The following is an 18,677-nucleotide window of genomic DNA, read 5'->3' as shown; positions in this document are numbered from 1 at the left end:
CCTCTGTGCGCGTGCAGACGCGTTCGCGCAAGACCCGGAAATCCGCTTGACGCCCCCGAGCGAGGCAGCTAATCACGCCCCCACGCCGACGGCGTTCGGCGGGCGACGTGCTGCAAGGTGCGGCAGCGGACTGTAACTCCGCCGGGGAGACCCATGCCTGGTTCGATTCCAGGGTCGCCCACCATTATTCTTGAAATGACAGGATAATCCGGTGGTTTGATACGGATCGGCGATTTGCCAGAGCGTCATCCCCGGCCAATCTGAAGCTTTGCGGGTTTTCCCAATTCCACGGGCTGTGATCGACGTTCGATCTCGTTCTGCTGATGCTGGGTCGAAACGCTGCACGAAGATGTCAGGACGACCGTGTCTCCTCAGGCACGCGCATCTCTTTCTTTAAAAGCCGGCGCCAATCATTCGCATGCTCAGCTGCGGGTCATGCGAAGGCACTTGCAGACATCGTCTTTGTGGAAATGCATTGGATTGATGGGCTGGAAGCGGCCTACCGCGTCGCGATGATCAGCCAAGGCATCATGGCCTTCTATACGACAGGGGCGCCGCGCATTTGCATCGCGACGCCCCTTTGACTTGTGAACGAGAGTTCGGTCGGATCAGGGACCAACCACGCGGCAGGTCTGCGAACGGGCCTTCAGGCGCTCGCACGCAAGTTGCGCGTCAGATTTCGACAGGTTGACGAAATTCGCCTCGAAACCTCGCAGCGTGTCGGCGATGCGGCGATTTGCCCCTTCAAGCACCGTTCCGTCTTGCAGGGCGGTTTGCAACAGCAGCTTTTCGGCTTCCGAATGCGACCGGTAGAGGCCCAGATTGACACCCCAGTGCCGCCCGCTGTCCGCCGGCCGGGACACGATCTCCAGCGCTTCGGGTTCGGCGATGTCACCTTCGCCCATCGCCGCCAGAATGACTGTCTCGGATCGTGGTTTCGGCGCGGGCGAGGCCAGAAGCGACAGGGAATTGTTGTCCTGCCCGGTTGCCTCGGCGACCGCCTGTGCGACGGCGTCTGCCTTCCCATCATCGCGGGACTGGATTGCCGCAACGCTGGCAGAGCCTTGCGCCTCGCGGCTGCGGGGCGCGCGCGCGGGGCGCATCGACGCTTGCAGAACGGGTGCGGCAAGGCTTGCTGATTGCGCAGCAGGCTCAGCGGCCGAGGCAACCGCGCTGGCAACCGCTTCGTCCACGGCGGCCCCCTGAGCGGCTGGCCGCAGCCTGGGCCGGATGCTGGACGCCAAAGCAAGGCGGCTGGCCGATGCTGCAGGCGACGGCGCAGCCTGTGTCGCTTCGCGCATCGCAGCGGCTAGCGCGTCGCGCGTCGCAACCGCAGCCGTGGACGCCGAGCCACGGCTTGCCGGAGCCGGCGGTTCGGAAGAGTTCAGGACCAGACGTTGCGTCTGGGGTTGTGTCGCTGCCGGTTTCGGCTGGACCTGCGCACGACGCACGACCTTCTGCTGCGCAACCAGTTTGGGCGGGGCCGGGCGGGTTTCGCGCACGCGGTTCGGGACACGGCTGAAGCCCGAATCCAGCAGCTGTGCCATTGTCTGATTGCGCTGCGCGGTCGAGGTGCCCCCGAAAACCGTTGCGATCAGCCTTTTCTTGCCGCGCTGCGCCGAGGCGGTCAGGTTGAAGCCGGCGGCGCGCGTATAGCCCGTCTTGATCCCGTCCGCGCCGGAATAGGCATCAAGGAAACGCTTGTTCGTCGATGAGACCTTGGCGATCCCTGCATCGGCCGAGCGGCGCGAGAACAGGTTGTAATACTGGGGGAAGTCGTAGAACAGATGCCGTCCCAGAATGCTCATGTCATGAGCGGTCGAATAATGGCCCTCTTGCGTCAGACCGTTCGCGTTCTTGAACTGCGTGTTGCGCATTCCAAGCGCCCGCGCCATCGCCGTCATCTGCTGCGCGAACGCGGTTTCGGAACCGGCCAGACCCTCGCCGATCGCCGTCGCCGCGTCGTTGGCCGACTTGATTGCGGCGGCACGCAGCAGATAGCGCAGCTCGATCTTCTGCCCGGCCCGGAGGCCCAGTTTCGAGGGCGGCTCGGCCGCGGCGTTGGACGACACCGGGAACTTCGAATCCAGACGCACCTGGCCGCGTTCGATCGCGGTGAACGCCAGATACAGGGTCATCATCTTTGTCAGGGACGCCGGATGAAGCTTAGTATCGGCGTTTTGCTTGTAGATCGGTTGACCGGTGCGTGCGTCCATCACATAGGCGGCAAACGGTGCCGCCGAAAGGCTGACCGGCATCAGGACGGCCAGCATGATAAAGGCCCACAGCCGGGCTGTCAGGGAAAATCGGGTCACTGTCGCGGTCTCTCTGCCTCGTGCAGGTGTATCTTTTGTCGCACACCCGTCGTTGATAAAACGATAATAGCATGAGTATATTGCACGTGAAACCTTGCATTTGACTTATTTTGCCTGCGTGTCGTCCGCGGTCGCCGTCGGCAGTTGCGGGGCTTTCATCCACGGCAGAATCGACTATATTTCAACGCGAACGGGCTGCGCTGGTCGCGGCCCGAAAATTCTTCCAGCAGGCCCCAAGACGGCCGGAACATGACGCGATGACGCATTGGATGACCGACAGCGACAAACCCGACGATCAGATCGAACTGGCCGTCAAGCCGCGCACGAAACCGCAGCGACCGCCCCTGTACAAGGTGCTGATGCTGAATGATGATTTCACGCCGATGGAGTTCGTCGTCCATGTCCTTGAGCGGCTTTTCAACATGACCCATGCGCAAGCGATCGAGATCATGCTGACCGTGCATCGCAAGGGTGTCGCGGTGGTCGGTGTCTTCTCGCACGAGATTGCAGAAACCAAGGTGGCTCAGGTCATGGAACTTGCGCGCCGCCAGCAGCACCCGCTGCAATGCACCATGGAAAAAGAGTAGCCCGTGTCGGGATCAAGATTCGCGCTGGCCTTTCCGGCCGGCAGCCCCGAGGGCAGGGTTCTGGTCGCCGGCGCACGCGCCGACAGCGATCTTGCGGGCCTCGATCCGTCCGCGACGCGGATTCGGCAGGGACATTTCCCGGATCACCGGGCGCTGTCCGCGCAAGGCTGGCAGGTATCGCCGCGGGTCGAGGGGGAATTCGACACGGCCATCGTCGTGCTGCCCCGCGCCAAGCCGCAGGCGCGTGCGTGGATCGCGGACGCCGCCAGCGGCCTTCCCGCAGGCGCATCGCTGTGGATCGACGGGCAGAAGACGGATGGCATCGATTCGATGCTTAGGGAAATGCGCAGGCTTGCCGATGTCGATGAGGTGCACAGCAAGGCGCATGGCAAGATCTTCCGGGTGACAGTGCCCCAGGGCGACTGGCTGCCTGCGGACTGGGCCGCGAAACCACATCAGGCCGCGCCGGGCTTTGTCACCCGACCGGGTGTCTTCTCGGCAGACGGCGTCGATCCGGGTTCTGCGCTGCTGGCGAGGCATCTTCCCGACAGGCTGCCGACCCGGTTGGTCGATTTGGGCGCGGGCTGGGGCTGGCTTGCCGCGCAGGCCCTGTCCCATTCCGGTGTCGAGATCGTGCATCTTGTCGAGGCCGATCACGATGCGCTGGAATCCGCGCGCGACAATATCGCCGATCCACGCGCCAGGTTTCACTGGGCCGACGCACGCGACTTCACTCTGCCCGAACCTGTGAACGGGGTCATCATGAACCCGCCGTTTCATCTGGGGCGCGATGCCGATCCCAGGCTGGGCGCGGCGTTCATTGCGTCGGCGGCGCGATTGCTGACCGGCGCGGGCCGGTTGTGGATGGTCGCGAACCGTCACCTGCCGTACGAGAACGTGCTTGCCGATCATTTTGCCCAGATCGCAGAGATCGGTGGCGACAATCGCTTCAAGGTCATCGAAGCCAGCGGGGCCGGACGCCCGGCGAACCGCAAGGGAGGCCGAAAATGAGCCTGTCCATTCAGGGCAAGACCGCCATCGTCACCGGTGCGGCCCGGGGCATCGGCCTTGCCGTCGCCCAGAACCTTGTCGAACGCGGCGCGAATGTCGTCTTCACCGACGCGGACGAGGAAGGTCTGGACCGGGTGGTATCGGACCATGGCAAGGACAATCCCCAGGTTCTGGATTTTCCCGGCGACATCTGTGAAAAACTGGTCATGGCCAACCTGCTGTCGGCGACGCTGGATGCCTATGATCGTGTCGATATCCTTGTGAACGCGCATCGTTTCGTGAAGGGATCGGACCCGCTGGACACCGATCCCGGAATTCTGGAAGAAATGCTGCGCCAGAACATGATCGCCGGGTTGCGGCTGTCGCAGATGGTCGCCAAGCGGATGATCAAGCAAAGCGAAGGCCAACCCGATATCGTGCAGGCAGGATCGATCGTGAATGTCTCGACGCTGGCGGCATCGCGCCCGGTGCCCGCAATGCTGGGCTATTCCATTGCATGCGCGGCGCAGGAACAGGCAACGCGCGGGCTGGCGCTGGCGCTGGCGCCGCACCGGATCCGGGTGAACGGGGTGCGTTTCAGCAGCATCATGTCGCACGAACTGAAATGTGCGCTGAAGGAAGACGTCGATATGCGTCAGCAGATCATCGACGGCACGCCCCTGGGCCGCATCGCGTCGGCTGACGAACTGGCCGACGCGGTCCATTATCTGGCCAGCGAAGGCGCCCGCTTCATCACCGGGCAGATCGTCACGGTCGATGGCGGGCGCAGCCTTGCCGACCCGGTCACGGCGCAGGATCTGTAGCCGCTATTGCCCATCCTCGGGGAAGGCCGTCTTGCAGGCGCGGACATAGGCGGCGGCCCGATCGCTCAGCGCGGCCTTGCGCGCCGCCAGACCGTCACGCTTGCGCTGTTCGGCCGCCGGATCGATCGGCACGCGATAGCGTTCGGTATCGACATAATCCCGCCAGCAGGGTGTATAGCTGACCTGCGCGTTCCCGTCCTTGTCGCGATAAACGTCGCGGCATTGGGTCAGACGGTCGCGGACGACCTGGCGTTCCTCCCACGCATAGCCGCGCGCCAGGTTGCCCTCGACCTCGGCCAGCAGGCGGCTGACGGTGCGGTATTCGCCGGTGTGGCGGCTGATGCAGCGATCCTGTGGTGTGCCACAGGCCGCAAGTGCCAGCGGCAGGACGATCACGGCAAGGGTGGTGTTGCGGGGCATGGCCTGTCTCATTAAGCGTGTCAGGGGATGCTATCTGCCGGGCGGCCCGCTTGGCAACTCACGATGAGGTTTGAATGCTGGACCAACGTCGCCACGCCGCAAGCTGGTTTCGGGAACTTCGCGATCGGATCGTGCTGGCCTTCGAGGCGCTGGAGGATCGCGGTCCTGGAACCGGCATGCCCGGCCGTTTCGTCGTAACGCCGACGCAGCGCGGCGAGGATGGCGGCGGCGGGCTGATGTCGGTGATGCGCGGCGGCCGGGTCTTCGAGAAGGTCGGTGTCAACTGGTCCGAGGTCCATGGCACGCTGGCCCCCAAGGCCCAGGCGGCGATGGCCGCGCGCGGTGTGCCGGGCATGGACACGGATCCGCGCTTCTGGGCTTCGGGGATCAGCCTCGTGGCGCATATGCAGAACCCGCACGCGCCTGCCGTGCACATGAATACACGGATGTTCTGGACCCCCGGCGCGTGGTGGTTCGGCGGCGGATCGGACCTTAACCCCTGCATCGAGTACCCCGAGGATACGGCCCATTTCCACCAGACGCTTCGCGATGCCTGCGCGCCTCATGGCAGCGATTACTATGATCGCTTCAAGGCATGGGCCGACGAGTATTTCTTCATTCCGCATCGCGGCCGCGCCCGCGGCGTCGGCGGGATCTTCTACGACGATCTGAACAGCGGCGACTGGCAGGCGGATTTCGCTTTCACACGCGACGTTGGCGCCGCATTCCTGCCGGCCTTCCTGCCGCTGGCCGAGGCGCGCATGTCGCAGCCATGGGACGACGCCGACCGCGAGACGCAGCTTGTGCATCGCGGGCTTTATGCCGAATACAACCTTGTCTATGACCGCGGAACCCGGTTCGGGCTTGAGACAGGGCATGATCCGGATGCGGTCCTGATGAGTCTGCCGCCGCTGGCGAAATGGACCTGATGCGCGCGTGAGACGGGATCAGGTCGTTGCGACCGCCAGCAGCAACCCGACCCCGGCCACGATCAATGCCATCCCGGCCAGTTGCCGTTTCGAGGTCCGTTCACGAAACACCCGCCCCGAGACGATCTGCGCGAACACCACCTCGACCAGTGCCAGCGTCCGCACATTCGCCGCCGGCGTCAGCGCGAAGCCGATGAACCAGAACAGCGATGCGAAGGCGCCAAGCGCCCCAGCCGAAAGCGATACCCGCCATTCCGCGACGATTCCGCGCAACGCGGCACGGTCAACCATGATCAGCCAGACCAGCATCGCCGCCGATTGCAGCGCCAGTGTCAGGACCAGGATCGTCAGCGCGTGCACGACATAGCCGCCGGGCGGCAGCGACAGCAGGGCGCCGCGGAAACCGACCGCGGACAGACCGAACAGCGCGCCTGCCACCAGCCCGGTCAGCACCGGGCGCAGCCCTGCGCGCGACCATCTCGCACCGCTGCTCAGAACCACGCCAAGCGTTGCCATCGCAATCGCGGTCATCCGTGCCGGGCCAAGCGGTTCGGCCAGCACGACCGCGCCAATGATGGCCAGCGTCACGGGTTCGGTCTTCATCAGGGCGGTGGCGATGCCAAAGCTTTGGCCGCGCATGGTCAGCAGCATGAATGCCGTGGCGGCAATCTGCGCGACCGCGCCAAGCGCCGTGAACGCAAGTGCGCGGAGGGCGATCGGCGGCAGATCGGCAAAGGCCGACAGGCACAGCAAGGCCAGCGCCGCGAAGGGCAGCCCGAAGATGAACCGGACCGAGGTCGCGCCGATCGTGCCGATCCGCGCGGTCAGACCGGACTGCGCGGCGTTTCGCGCGGTCTGCGCCAGCGCCGCGATCAGGGTGGCGGCGACCCAGATCATGCGGTCCGGACAGCCTCGATCATTCGCGCGACGTTGTCGGGATCGGCGTCGGGCGTGATGCCGTGGCCTAGGTTGAAGACATGTGGGCCGCCGCGCAGGGCGCGGGTGATGCGCTGCGCCTCGGAAACCAGATCGGGACCGCCGGTGACCATGTGGCGCGGATCAAGATTTCCCTGCACGCAGCCTTGGGTCTGCACGTTCTTGGCCGCCCATTCCGCGCCGACCGAATTGTCCAGCGCCACGCAGTCTGCCCCCGTCGCCTGCGCAAAGCCAACATAGCGTTCGCCCGCCTCGCGCGGGAACGCGATGATCGGGATGCCGGGATGGCGCGCCTTCAGCGTCGCGATGATCTTGCGGGCCGGGGCCACCGAGAAGTCATCGAAATCGCGCCCGACCAGGCTGCCGGCCCAACTGTCGAACAGCTTCACGGCCTCGGCGCCCGCATCGATCTGGGCGGACAGATACAGGATCGTCGCCTCGGTGATGCGGTCGATCAGCGCGGAAAACGCGGCGCGGTCGGCCGATTTGAACTGATGCGCGGGGCCCTGATCGGGCGTGCCGCGGCCGGCGATCATGTAGGTCGCGACTGTCCAGGGGGCACCGGCGAAACCTATCAGCGGCACATCTGCGGGCAGTTCGCGCGACAGGATCCGCACCGTTTCGTAGATTGGGGACAGCGTCTCGTGCACGTCCTCGGCGGGCCTCAGTTCCGAGACACCGGCCGCATCAGTGATGGTGGACAGGCGCGGACCCTCGCCCTTTACGAACCACAGATCCGCCCCCAGCGCCTGCGGAACCAGCAGGATGTCGGCGAACAGGATGGCGGCATCAAAGCCGAAACGCCGGATCGGTTGCAACGTCACCTCGGCGGCCAGCTCGGGATTGTAGCACAGCGACAGGAAGTCGCCGGCCTTCTCGCGGGTGGCGCGGTATTCGGGCAGATAGCGTCCGGCCTGACGCATCATCCAGATCGGGGGCGTCGGCAGGGTCTCTCCGGCCAGGGCGCGCAGCAGCAGTTTCGTCATGGGGCCTCCTTGTCCGGCCCATGAAGGCGAGGCGGCAGGCGTTGTCAAGGACGCGGCCGCCAGCTATGGCAGGGCCATGACACAGATGCCCGATCCCACCCGTCCTCTGAAAATCGGCACGCGCGGCTCGGTCCTGGCGCTGGCGCAGGCGCATGAGACGCGTGCCCGGCTAATGGCCGCCCACGACCTGCCTGCCGAGGCGTTCGAGGTCGTGGTCATCAAGACCACTGGCGACCGCGTGACCGACCGGCCCCTGAAGGAAATCGGTGGCAAGGGACTTTTCACCAAGGAAATCGAAGAGGCGCTGACCCAGGGCGAGATCGACATCGCCGTGCATTCGATGAAGGACATGCCGACGATCCAGCCGGACGGCCTGCTGATCGACTGCCTGTTGCCGCGCGAAGACGTGCGCGATGCTTTCGTCAGCCCGCATGTCGCCTCGATCGCCGAGATACCCGAAGGCGCGGTTGTCGGTTCGTCCAGCCTGCGGCGGCGCGCGCAGCTGGCGCATCGCAGGCCCGATCTGAAACTGGTCGAGTTCCGCGGCAATGTGCAGACCCGGCTGAAAAAGCTGCAGGATGGCGTGGCGGTGGCGACCTTCCTCGCCATGGCGGGATTGCGCCGGCTGGACATGCTGCATGTGGCGCGCAGCGCCATCGATCCTGCCGAAATGCTGCCTGCCGTGGCCCAAGGCGCCATCGGCATCGAGCGTCGCGACGATGACATGATGACGGCGGCGCTTCTGCGACCGATCCATGATGTCGAGACCGGCCAGCGCATTGCCGCGGAACGGGCGTTCCTGGCCAGGCTGGACGGGTCATGCGAAACGCCGATCGGCGCACTTGCGGAACTGATTGATGGTAGATTGGTTCTGCGCGGCCAGATCCTGCTTCCGGACGGGTCGATCGAGATCAGCGGTCGGCGCGATGGCGAAATCGCCGACGGGCCGGCGATGGGGCATGATCTGGCAGAGGAATTGCTGGCCAAGGCCGGTCCCGGCTTCTTCGATCATATCTGATCCAAGGCCGCGAAACGTGACCCGAGGACATCCCGGCAGACCTGGGTGCGTCCCGCCTCAGACTGCGCCTTCCCGGTCGTCGCGGCTTAACGTCCTGCGCTGCAGTTGACTGCGGGCCGATCATGGCGCGCAGGCGGCGCGCCAGTCTTACGTGACTGGCAATTGCAGTATTCGCCGGGCAGGCTGGCCGCCAGCCGCGACCCGATCAGTAGCTGCGGATAAGTCCGACAAGCCGCCCCTGGATACGCACGCTTTCCTCGGGCAGGATGCGGGTCTCGTAGGCGGGATTGGCGGCCTCCAGCGCGATCATCGCACCCTTGCGGCGATATCTTTTCAATGTTGCCTCGTGCCCTTCGATCAGGGCGACGATGATATCGCCGTTGTCGGCGATGTCCTGTTCGCGGATCACCACCACGTCGCCGTCATTGATCCCGGCCTCGATCATCGAATCGCCCCGGACTTCCAGCGCATAGTGATGATCGCGCCCGGACAGCATCGTGCCGGGCACCGAGATATGGTGCGAAATCTCTGAAATCGCCTCGATCGGAACGCCAGCCGCGATCCGGCCCATCAGAGGCAGTTCAACCGCCGGGCTGTCGACGATGCTGACGGCGCCCCGCGGCCGCGCCGGACGGTCGTTCGAGATCACGCGCGGACGGAACCCGCCGCCATGATACTCGGAATCCTTTGGCTTGGGATCGGGCGCCGCAAGACCGGACAGCGCATCGGGCAGCCGAACGATTTCCAGGGCCCGCGCACGGTGCGGCAGGCGGCGGATGAAGCCGCGTTCCTCCAGCGCCGTGACCAGCCGATGAATACCGGACTTCGAGCGCAGATCCAGCGCATCCTTCATCTCATCGAACGAGGGGGGGACGCCGTCGCGCGCCATCCGCTTGTGGATGAATTCAAGCAGCTGAATCTGCTTCTTGGTCAGCATCGGTTTGTCCTCACCACATGTTCCGTTAATGTTCTAGCCTGCATCGCGAATCGCGTCAATCAGCAGAACAAAACGGGGTGAAGAAACGGTTAAGCCTGACGTGGCAGCGGCAGGTATGTCACGATGTCGCCCGCAGCGCGTGCCGGGTCCGCAGCAGGACGCACCAGCAACGCGTCTGCCTGCGACATCAGGGACAGCCGCGCCGAATCCTGGTCCGCGAAAGGCCGGATCAGCGGCAGGTCGTCGCCGTCCCGCAGCCCGGCGCGCAGATAATGCTGGCGCGGCCCTTCGGGACCAAGATCGCGGTCCAGCCGTGCGCGCCGCAACGTGATGCCGTCGCCAAGCCCTTGCATCGCGCGGATCAGAGGTTGCATGAACAGTATTCCGCAAACCATTGCCGAGACGGGGTTTCCCGGAAGGCCAAGCATTGGCAAGTCGGCGATCTTCCCGGCCATCAGCGGTTTGCCGGGACGCATGGCAATCTTGTAGAAGCTGCGCTGCATTCCCAATTCGGCCGCGACCTTGGCGATCAGATCGTGATCGCCGACCGAGGCGCCGCCGATGGTCACGATCAGGTCGGCGTCCGACGCGGCGGCAAACCCCTCACGCAGACTTTCCAGCGTATCCCGGGCAATGGGCAGGATCTGCGGGATGCCACCGGCCTCGGCCACCTGTGCCGCGATGGCCAGGTCATTGGAACTGATGATCTGGCCGTCCATCGGCGTCTGACCCGGCCGGATCAGTTCGTCGCCACCCGCAAGGATCGCGACACGAGGACAGCGGGCAACCGTGACCTCGGGGACGTTCATCGCGGCCAGCAGGCCGATATCGGCGGCGTTCAGCCGCCGTCCTGGGGCAAGCTGGTCGCCGGTGGCGAAATCCCCGCCACGGGGGCGGATATGAGTGGCCTCGCCACACTCGGTCACGGTCAGGCGATCACCCTCGCGTCGGGCATTTTCCTGCATGATCACCCGATCATAACCCGCAGGGACCGGAGCACCGGTGAAGATGCGGATCGCGGTGCCGGGCGCGGCCTTGCCCGACCAGGGATGCCCTGCCGCGGCCTCGCCGATGACGGTCAACGTGCCGTTCAGATCCTCGGATCGCAGCGCATAGCCGTCCATCGCCGCGGAATCGAAGGGGGGCTGGGTCAGTCTTGCAGTCGCAGGCTGCAGCAGCGCCCGTCCCGCTGCATGATCCAGGCTAACGGTCTCTGGCCGGGGCGAGCCGGCCAGCGCAAGCACATGGGCAAGGGCCTCGACGACCGAAATCATGGCTCTGCCCTGTAGTCGCCCGATTTCCCGCCGCTTTTCGCCACCAGCCGGATCGCGTCGATGCGCATGGATTTCTGCGCCGCCTTCAGCATGTCATAGATCGTCAGGCAGGCCACCGAAACGGCGGTCAGGGCCTCCATCTCGACGCCAGTTCGGCCGGTCGTGCGCACCGTTGCGGTCACGCGAATTCCCGGCAGTTCGTCATCCGGCGTCAGGTCCAGTGCAACGCGCGACAAGGGCAGGGGATGGCACAGCGGGATCAGGTCCGAGGTCCGCTTGGCCGCCATGATCCCTGCCAGCCGCGCCACGCCCAGAACATCGCCCTTGGCCGCGCCGCCCTGCGCCAGCGCAAGGGTGTCTGCCGTCATCAGGACACAGCCTTCAGCGGTGGCTTCGCGCGTCGTCACATCCTTGGTCGAGACATCGACCATATGTGCCTGACCGGCGCTGTCGAAATGGGTCAGGCTCATGCTGCCCCCGCCGGGGCGACATCCAGGATGCGGCGCGTTGCGGTGGCCACGTCGGACTGCCGCATCAGGCTTTCGCCGATCAGGAAACGGCGCGCCCCGACATGCATCATCGCTGCCAGGTCATCGGGGCTGAACAGCCCGCTTTCGCACACGATCCGGCGATCTGCCGGAATGCGCGGCGCCAGCTCGCGCGTGACATCAAGAGTGACGTCGAACGTCTTGAGATTGCGGTTGTTTATGCCGATCATCGGCGATTTCAGGCGCAGCGCACGGTCCAGCTCGGCGGCGTCGTGAACCTCGATCAGCGCGTCCATGCCCCAGTGCCGCGCGGCATCCTCAAGCTCGGCCGCCTGAGTGTCATCGACCGACGCCATGATGATCAGGATGCAATCGGCGCCCCACGCGCGCGCTTCGGCGACCTGATAGGTGTCATAGAGGAAATCCTTGCGCAGCGCTGGCAGGTCGCAAGCCTCGCGGGCGGCGCCAAGAAATTCGGGCGCCCCCTGAAAACTGGGACCATCGGTCAGAACCGACAGGCACGTCGCGCCGCCCTGCTGATAGGCTCGGGCCAGCGCCGGCGGGTCGAAATCCGGACGGATCAGGCCCTTCGACGGGCTCGCCTTCTTGATCTCGGCGATCAACGCGGGGCCGGTTTCGGCATTGGCGTCCAGCGCGCGGGCAAAGCCGCGCGGCGCGGATGCGGCGCGGGCGGCGGCCTCGATATCCGCCAGCGGGCGCGCGGCCTTGGCGGCGGCGATCTCGTCCAGCTTGTAGGCCTTGATCTTGTCCAGAATATCCATGCCCCGGTTCTAGCGCCGTGTGCGCGCCGAGGGAAGGGGGCGGGCACGCGCCGCTCACGCCATTGTCGGCTTGAACTTCCCGGCGCGCGGGGTCAGGGTCTGCGCGATTTTCGCAAGGTTCACGCATGTCCAGCCCCGCGCCTTTCTCTCGATACGAATTCATGATCGCCTGGCGCTATCTGCGCGCAAGACGGGCCGAGGGCGGGGTCAGCGTGATGACCTGGATCAGCCTGATCGGGATCGCCCTGGGGGTGATGGCGCTGATCGCAACGCTGTCGGTGCGCGCGGGCTTCCGCGCCGAGTTCGTGGACACGATCCTGGGTGCCAACGCGCATACCACCGTCTACATGGCGCCGCAGCGGGTCGAGAACGAGTTCACCGACGATGTCTATGTCGTGCCGGGCCGGATCGCGGATTACGATCAGATGGCGGCCAGGCTGGCGCAGATCCCCGGGGTCGAACGGACCGCGCCGGTCATCCGTGGGCAGGTCATGGCGACCGCCAACGACAATTCAAACGTCGCTGAAGTTTACGGGATAACTGCCGAAAATCTCAAGAAAATGCCTCGGATCGTGGATCCGATCACGGCCACCGGAGACATCGCGGATTTCGACAACGGCGTCGCCATCGGCGCCGGGATCGCGCGCGAACTGAACCTGCGGATCGGTGACAAGGTCAGGTTGATCGCCCCCGAGGGCGCGCGCACCGCCTTCGGCACGACGCCGCGCGTCAACGCCTACGAGGTGGTTTATGTCTTCAGCGCCGGTCGCTATGACATCGACCGTACGCGCATCTACATGCCGATGTCCGAGGCGCAAAGCTATTTCAACCGCGAAGGCGTCGCTGACGAGATCGAGGTCTTCGTGGACGATCCCGAAAGTGTCGATGACTGGACTCTGCCGCTGCTTCGCGCCGCGGGCGAGGGCGCCCAGGTCTGGAGCTGGCGCGACGCCTCGGGATCCTTCCTGTCCGCGCTGGACATGGAAGACGACGTGATGTTCGTGATCCTGTCGGTGCTGGTGCTGATCGCGTCGATGAACATCACCTCGGGGCTGATCATGCTGGTCAAGAACAAGGGCCGCGATATCGGCATCCTGCGCACGATGGGCCTGACCCAGGGCGCGGTGCTGCGAGTGTTCTTCCTGTGCGGGGCGTTCACCGGCGTCATCGGGACCGTCGTCGGGGTGATCCTTGGTGTGCTGCTGGCGCTGAACGTGGATCACATCATGGCGGGCATCAATGCGCTGACCGGGGGCGGGGCTTGGCAACCCGAGGTGCGCGGCATCTATCGGCTGCCGGCGGAACTGCGGGCATGGGACATCTTCCGGGCCGTGGCGCTGTCGCTGGGGCTGTCCTTCATCGTGACGATCTTTCCCGCGCGCCGTGCCGCGCGCATGAACCCGGTCGAGGCGCTGCGCTATGAGTAACGAGGTTCTGCGTCTGGAAGCGGTCGGCAAGACCTATGGCAAGAACGGCCCCGCGCCGGTCGAGGTGCTGCACGGGCTGGACCTGACCGTGGCGCGCGGCGAGGTCGTGGCGCTGGTCGCGCCCTCGGGGGCGGGAAAATCCACGCTGCTGCATATCGCGGGGCTTCTGGACACGCCGGATTCGGGGCGGGTCCTGCTGAACGGGCGGGACATGACCGGACTGGGGGACAAGGCGCGAACCCAGGCGCGGCGCCGCGAGCTGGGCTTTGTCTATCAGTTCCACCACCTGCTGCCCGAATTCACCGCGGCCGAGAATATCGTTCTGCCGCAACTGGCGAATGCGGTTCCGGCACGGCAAGCCCGGCTGCGGGCCGCCGACTTGCTGGACCGTGTGGGGCTTGGCCCGCGCGCCGATCACCGCCCGGCGGAACTGTCGGGCGGCGAACAGCAGCGGGTGGCGTTCTGCCGGGCGCTGGCCAACAGCCCGGCCCTGCTGCTGGCGGACGAGCCGACCGGCAATCTGGACCCCGAAACCTCGGACCGGGTCTTCGGCGTGCTGATGGATCTGGTGCGCGATACCGGACTGTCGGCGCTGATCGCGACGCATAACCACGATCTTGCCGCGCGGATGGACCGGGTGATCCGGCTTGACGAAAGGCTTGCCTGAGGCTTGCTGGCGATGCAAGCTTGGGCACAGGCAATACAAGGTGGCAGCGATGAAACCGTTATTCTGTGCAGGTTTGGCCGGTGTGACGCTGGCGGGGCTGATCGCCGCCTGCGCGCCGCAGACGCAGGCGTCCAGCGCGGCTGAGGATTATGTGACGCTGTGCGCCGATTGCCATGGCCCCGGCGGCAAGGGCGACGGCCCGCTGGCCGAGGGTATGACGCCCAGGCCCGTGGACATCACCCGGATCGCGCGCGACAATGGCGGCGTCCTGCCGAAGGCGCGGGTGATGAGCCATATCTACGGCTTCACCCCCGGCCGCAGCGAATCGCCGATGCCGCAATTCGGCGACCTGATGGACGGCAAGACGGTGATGTATGACAGCGGCGACGGCATCCCGACGCCCACGCCCGCGCGTCTGGTGGCGCTGCTGGAATATGTCGAGGGGTTGCAGGAATAGGTCGTGACCATCTAGCGCAGTTCGACCAGCGATTTTCCCAGCCGGAACGGCGCGGCAATGGCAATCAGCGACAGTGCCAGCACCTGAAACAGCACGAACAGCGAATTGCTTTGCAGGAATTCCCAGTCGGCCTTCACGCGCCTTAGCGATTCGATCAGATCGCGATATGTCAGGGCCAGAACCCGGAAATCTGCGGCGATCTCTGGCGTTGCGATTTCAGCGATCTTGATCGCCATGACGACCTCCGCATCAAGTGGTTCAAAGGCAACCAGCTTTGCCATGTCGAACTGCTGCACGCGGGCCAGCTTGTCGGCATAATCCGCCCGGGCTTCGCCGTCCGGATGCATCGGTTCTCCGATCAGGGGGCGCAACGCTCGCAGCGGTGCGCTGGCATGGGCGACATCCGCGAAAAACGGCAGATCGGCGTTGATCGCGGTCGAGGCCGACAGGAACTCGACCTTGTCACACAGGATCAGGACGGCCGGGGCGGGCACGGCCGCGCAATATCGCAAACGAAAGCGCGCCGCATCTCGATCAAAGCTGTCGGATGCCGAAAAGCTCAGGTCGATTTGCCGCTTCAGCCGGTTGCTGTCATCGGCATAGACACCGGCCAGCAGCGCGGTGACCACACCCAGGCCACCAAGCGCGACCCAGACCAGATCCGCGATGCGCCACCAGCGGCTGTGACGGCTGTGGCGCATGACCACAGCCATGCCAAGAAGCCCAGCCACAAAGCAGCACAGAATGATCGGCAGTTGATGTTCGATGATGGCGGAGACAATCGACTGCATCATCTCCGCTCACCGTTTCACACGTCCAGTTCTTCCACGAACCGGGCGTTTTCCTGGATATACTCGAATCGCAGTTCCGGTTTCTTGCCCATCAGCCGTTCGACCAGATCACCGGTTTCGCCGCCCTCGTCGTCGTCGATGCTGACCCGGATCAGCTTGCGCGTCTTCGGGTTCATGGTGGTTTCCTTCAGGTCCTTGGCGTCCATCTCGCCCAGACCCTTGAATCGCTGCATGTCCACCTTGCCCTTGCCGCCCAGACCTTTCGCCAGCAGCCGGTCCTTTTCGGCGTCGTCGGCGACATAGACGCGATGCGCGCCCTGCGTCAGGCGGTAAAGGGGCGGGCAGGCCAGATACAGATGCCCCTTGTCGATCATCGGCCGCATCTGGCTGAAGAAGAACGTCATCAAGAGCGACGCGATATGGGCACCGTCCACATCCGCGTCGGTCATGATGATGACCTTGTCATAGCGCAGGTCGTCGATGTTGAAGCGCGATCCCATTCCGACGCCAAGCGCCTGGCACAGATCGTTGATCTCCTGGTTCTGGCCCAGTTTCGAACTTGCCGCGCCCAGCACGTTCAGGATCTTGCCGCGCAGCGGCAGCAGCGCCTGCGTCTGGCGTTCCCGCGCGGCCTTGGCCGACCCGCCCGCGCTGTCGCCCTCGACGATGAACAGTTCGGTGCCGTCGCGGTTGGTGGCGCTGCAATCGACCAGCTTGCCCGGCAGGCGCAGCTTCTTGGTCGCGGTCTTGCGGGCGGTTTCCTTTTCCTGGCGGCGGCGCAGACGTTCCTCGGCCCGCAGGACCAGAAAATCAAGAATCGCCCCGGCCGATTTCGTGTCCGAGGCCAGCCAGTTGTCGAAATGGTCGCGCACCGCATTTTCGACCAGCCGCGCGGCCTCGCTGGTGGCCAGCCGGTCCTTGGTCTGGCCGACGAATTCCGGCTCGCGGATAAAGCACGATACCAGCGCGCAGCCGCCGGTCAGCAGATCCTCGCGGGTGATCTGCGCCGCCTTCTTGTTGCTGACACGTTCGCCATAGGCGCGCACGCCCTTCAGGATCGCTGCCCAAAACCCCGCCTCGTGGGTGCCGCCCTCGGGCGTCGGCACGGTATTGCAATAGGACTGGATGAACCCGTCGCGCGACGGCGTCCAGTTGATCGCCCAATCGACCTTGCCCGGCACGTTGAAGCGCTTGAAATCGACCGTTCCGGCGAAGGGGCGGTCGGCATAGCTGCTGGCGCCGTTCAGCGTTTCCGACAGATAGTCGGCAAGCCCGCCGGGAAAATGAAATACCGCCTCGACGGGCGTCTCGCCGTCGTCGATCTTGGATTTCCAGCGGATCTCGACGCCCGAAAACAGATAGGCCTTGGATTTCACCATCTTCATCAGCCGCGCGGGCTTGAAGCGGTGATGGCCGAAGATCTCTTCATCGGCGTGGAAGGTGACGGTGGTGCCGCGCCGGTTCGGCGCCGCGCCGATCCTGGCGACCGGGCCTTCGGGCACACCGCGCGAAAATCGCTGTTCGAACAATTCCTTGTTGCGCGCCACCTGCACGACAAGGCTGTCCGACAGCGCATTGACGACTGACGCGCCGACGCCGTGCAGGCCGCCCGAAGTGGCATAGGCATCGCCCGAGAACTTGCCCCCCGCATGCAACGTGCACAGGATCACCTCAAGCGCGGACTTGCTGGGAAATTTCGGATGCGGGTCGATCGGAATGCCGCGCCCGTTGTCGCGCACGACGACGCTGAAATCGGCCAGCAGTTCGACCTCGATGCGGCTGGCGTGACCGGCCACGGCCTCGTCCATCGAGTTGTCGAGGATTTCGGCGACCAGATGATGCAGCGCCCGTTCATCGGTGCCGCCGATATACATGCCGGGCCGCTTGCGGACAGGTTCCAGCCCTTCCAGAACCTCGATCGACGAGGCGGAATAGCTGTCTGCACCGGCGTCGGCGGCGGAAAGAAGATCGTCGGCCATGGGCTGCTCGTTTTCTTTGTATCGCTTTGGTGGCACTATCTCATGGCGAAGGCCGCGGCGGCAAGGGTTTGTGGTGGACCGCAGATATGTCCACATCCCCTAGCGTCGGCCCGGCCTGCCTCTATTCCGGTTCGGCCAGCCGCGCTTCCCACATCTTGCGGAAGGCGGGGCGTGACTGGCAATCCTCCAGCCATGCCCGGATCGCGGGAAACCGGTCCAGCAATGGCCGGTAGCCCTGCGCATAGCGCAGCACCTCGGCCATGTTGATGTCGGCGACGGTAAATCGCCGCCCCACCATGTTCCCCTGCGTGGTCAGGTGATCCTCGACCACGCTCAGCGGACGGATCAGGCGTTCGGCGGCCACCTCGACGGCGGCGGCCTCGTTGGCCGACGGGGTCCGGCCGGGCGCATGCAGGAACAGCAGCGTCAGGGCATCGGTCTCGATCGTCGCCGCGGCGTAGAAGCTCCACTGCATCATCAGCGCGTCTTCGGCCGCGTCGGCGGGGCCGAAGGGCTGGCCATATTTGCGCGCCAGATACAGGGTGCAGGCCATCGACTCGCTCAGTCGCAGCCCGTCATCCTCGATCACCGGGATCGCACCCGCCGGCGACAGCCGCAGGAATGCAGACGACCGCGTGTTCAGCGGCGCATCCGCAGCCATCGGGTCGGGCAGGCGATAGGCCTGGATCACCGGGATCTGGCGGAACGGCAGCCCGATCTCGTGGCACAGCCAGATGATCCGTGACGCGCGCGATCGGGTGACGCCGTGAATGGTCAGCATGGGCGGGCTCCTTGGTCCAGCATCTGCGGCGCGCAGGTTAGCCGCGCGGCGGGGCGACGAAAAGCGGCATCATCGGGCAAGGTTCAGGA

At 65.1% G+C, this 18,677-nt stretch carries 19 protein-coding genes and 1 tRNA gene; 9 read left to right on the top strand and 11 right to left on the bottom strand.

Features of this window, described 5'->3' with window-relative positions; all coding sequences use genetic code 11:
• The first annotated feature begins 100 nt into the window (after window positions 1–100).
• A tRNA-Tyr gene (locus MU516_RS09030) sits at window positions 101–184 on the top strand.
• Between the two features lie 424 nt (window positions 185–608).
• Here MU516_RS09030 and MU516_RS09025 read toward each other — a convergent pair.
• On the bottom strand, window positions 609–2,315 hold the full coding sequence (locus MU516_RS09025) for a D-alanyl-D-alanine carboxypeptidase family protein (protein WP_425606837.1): 1,707 nt from the start codon (window positions 2,313–2,315) through the stop codon (window positions 609–611).
• Window positions 2,316–2,584: 269 nt separating this feature from the next.
• Here MU516_RS09025 and clpS point away from each other — a divergent pair, with 269 nt between their 5' ends.
• From clpS to MU516_RS09010, 3 genes are read left to right on the top strand one after another with little or no spacing between them, the layout of a single operon-like run.
• A complete protein-coding gene (clpS, locus tag MU516_RS09020; RefSeq protein WP_260276898.1) occupies window positions 2,585–2,902 on the top strand; it encodes an ATP-dependent Clp protease adapter ClpS in 318 nt (105 codons plus the stop codon).
• A gap of 3 nt (window positions 2,903–2,905) precedes the next feature.
• A complete protein-coding gene (locus MU516_RS09015) occupies window positions 2,906–3,913 on the top strand; it encodes a class I SAM-dependent methyltransferase (RefSeq protein WP_260276897.1) in 1,008 nt (335 codons plus the stop codon).
• Entirely contained in the window at window positions 3,910–4,716 is an 807-nt protein-coding gene (locus MU516_RS09010; protein ID WP_260276896.1) for an SDR family NAD(P)-dependent oxidoreductase, read from the top strand. Before MU516_RS09015 ends, MU516_RS09010 begins: the two co-directional genes overlap by 4 nt.
• Before the next feature lie 3 nt (window positions 4,717–4,719).
• Here the strand turns inward: MU516_RS09010 and MU516_RS09005 are convergent, their stop codons facing one another.
• Window positions 4,720–5,136: a hypothetical protein gene (locus MU516_RS09005; RefSeq protein WP_260276895.1), complete on the bottom strand. Its 417-nt coding sequence runs from the start codon at window positions 5,134–5,136 to the stop codon at window positions 4,720–4,722.
• Window positions 5,137–5,210: 74 nt separating this feature from the next.
• Between MU516_RS09005 and hemF the strand changes: the two genes are divergently transcribed.
• Entirely contained in the window at window positions 5,211–6,065 is an 855-nt protein-coding gene (gene hemF / locus MU516_RS09000) for an oxygen-dependent coproporphyrinogen oxidase (protein WP_260276894.1), read from the top strand.
• Window positions 6,066–6,083: 18 nt separating this feature from the next.
• On the opposite strand, the gene MU516_RS08995 is transcribed toward hemF, so the two are convergent.
• Both MU516_RS08995 and hemE read right to left on the bottom strand, forming a co-directional pair.
• Complete coding sequence (locus tag MU516_RS08995) at window positions 6,084–6,962, bottom strand: DMT family transporter (protein ID WP_260276893.1); 879 nt, start codon at window positions 6,960–6,962, stop codon at window positions 6,084–6,086.
• Window positions 6,959–7,987, bottom strand: coding sequence for a uroporphyrinogen decarboxylase (gene hemE / locus MU516_RS08990; RefSeq protein WP_209055485.1), 1,029 nt, complete (start codon window positions 7,985–7,987; stop codon window positions 6,959–6,961). The genes MU516_RS08995 and hemE overlap by 4 nt, the downstream gene beginning before the upstream one ends.
• Window positions 7,988–8,063: 76 nt before the next feature.
• Between hemE and hemC the strand changes: the two genes are divergently transcribed.
• Entirely contained in the window at window positions 8,064–9,005 is a 942-nt protein-coding gene (gene hemC, locus MU516_RS08985; protein ID WP_260276892.1) for a hydroxymethylbilane synthase, read from the top strand.
• Window positions 9,006–9,210: 205 nt separating this feature from the next.
• Here the strand turns inward: hemC and lexA are convergent, their stop codons facing one another.
• The 4 genes from lexA to trpC form a co-directional block, all read right to left on the bottom strand.
• Window positions 9,211–9,942, bottom strand: a complete 732-nt coding sequence (lexA, locus tag MU516_RS08980) for a transcriptional repressor LexA (RefSeq protein WP_260276891.1) — start codon at window positions 9,940–9,942, stop codon at window positions 9,211–9,213.
• An 89-nt stretch (window positions 9,943–10,031) separates the two neighbouring features.
• Complete coding sequence (locus MU516_RS08975) at window positions 10,032–11,216, bottom strand: molybdopterin molybdotransferase MoeA (RefSeq protein WP_260276890.1); 1,185 nt, start codon at window positions 11,214–11,216, stop codon at window positions 10,032–10,034.
• The gene (moaC, locus tag MU516_RS08970) at window positions 11,213–11,686 is read right to left on the bottom strand and encodes a cyclic pyranopterin monophosphate synthase MoaC (protein ID WP_260276889.1); all 474 of its coding nucleotides are present in this window, start codon (window positions 11,684–11,686) and stop codon (window positions 11,213–11,215) included. The genes MU516_RS08975 and moaC overlap by 4 nt, the downstream gene beginning before the upstream one ends.
• Complete coding sequence (gene trpC / locus MU516_RS08965; RefSeq protein WP_260276888.1) at window positions 11,683–12,486, bottom strand: indole-3-glycerol phosphate synthase TrpC; 804 nt, start codon at window positions 12,484–12,486, stop codon at window positions 11,683–11,685. The genes moaC and trpC overlap by 4 nt, the downstream gene beginning before the upstream one ends.
• A 125-nt stretch (window positions 12,487–12,611) precedes the next feature.
• Between trpC and MU516_RS08960 the strand changes: the two genes are divergently transcribed.
• Genes MU516_RS08960 through MU516_RS08950 form a run of 3 tightly spaced genes read left to right on the top strand, consistent with a single transcriptional unit; the run spans window position 12,612 to window position 15,037 of the window.
• Window positions 12,612–13,913: a lipoprotein-releasing ABC transporter permease subunit gene (locus MU516_RS08960; protein WP_260276887.1), complete on the top strand. Its 1,302-nt coding sequence runs from the start codon at window positions 12,612–12,614 to the stop codon at window positions 13,911–13,913.
• The gene (locus MU516_RS08955) at window positions 13,906–14,580 is read left to right on the top strand and encodes an ABC transporter ATP-binding protein (protein WP_260276886.1); all 675 of its coding nucleotides are present in this window, start codon (window positions 13,906–13,908) and stop codon (window positions 14,578–14,580) included. The genes MU516_RS08960 and MU516_RS08955 overlap by 8 nt, the downstream gene beginning before the upstream one ends.
• 49 nt (window positions 14,581–14,629) lie before the next feature.
• Window positions 14,630–15,037 carry a c-type cytochrome gene (locus tag MU516_RS08950; RefSeq protein WP_260276885.1) on the top strand — a complete coding sequence of 136 codons (408 nt, stop codon included), beginning with the start codon at window positions 14,630–14,632 and terminating at the stop codon, window positions 15,035–15,037.
• 11 nt (window positions 15,038–15,048) lie between these two features.
• On the opposite strand, the gene MU516_RS08945 is transcribed toward MU516_RS08950, so the two are convergent.
• The 3 genes from MU516_RS08945 to MU516_RS08935 all read right to left on the bottom strand — a co-directional run bounded on the left by MU516_RS08945 (window position 15,049) and on the right by MU516_RS08935 (window position 18,588).
• Complete coding sequence (locus tag MU516_RS08945) at window positions 15,049–15,828, bottom strand: hypothetical protein (RefSeq protein WP_260276883.1); 780 nt, start codon at window positions 15,826–15,828, stop codon at window positions 15,049–15,051.
• 17 nt (window positions 15,829–15,845) lie between these two features.
• The gene (gene parE / locus MU516_RS08940) at window positions 15,846–17,807 is read right to left on the bottom strand and encodes a DNA topoisomerase IV subunit B (RefSeq protein ID WP_260276882.1); all 1,962 of its coding nucleotides are present in this window, start codon (window positions 17,805–17,807) and stop codon (window positions 15,846–15,848) included.
• A gap of 121 nt (window positions 17,808–17,928) precedes the next feature.
• A complete protein-coding gene (locus tag MU516_RS08935) occupies window positions 17,929–18,588 on the bottom strand; it encodes a glutathione S-transferase family protein (protein ID WP_209055475.1) in 660 nt (219 codons plus the stop codon).
• Window positions 18,589–18,677: the final 89 nt, after the last annotated feature.

Origin of the sequence: Paracoccus maritimus (assembly GCF_025195095.1) — a bacterium.
GTDB classification, from domain to species: Bacteria; Pseudomonadota; Alphaproteobacteria; order Rhodobacterales; family Rhodobacteraceae; genus Paracoccus; species Paracoccus maritimus.
This window is presented reverse-complemented; position numbering and strand designations above follow the sequence as displayed.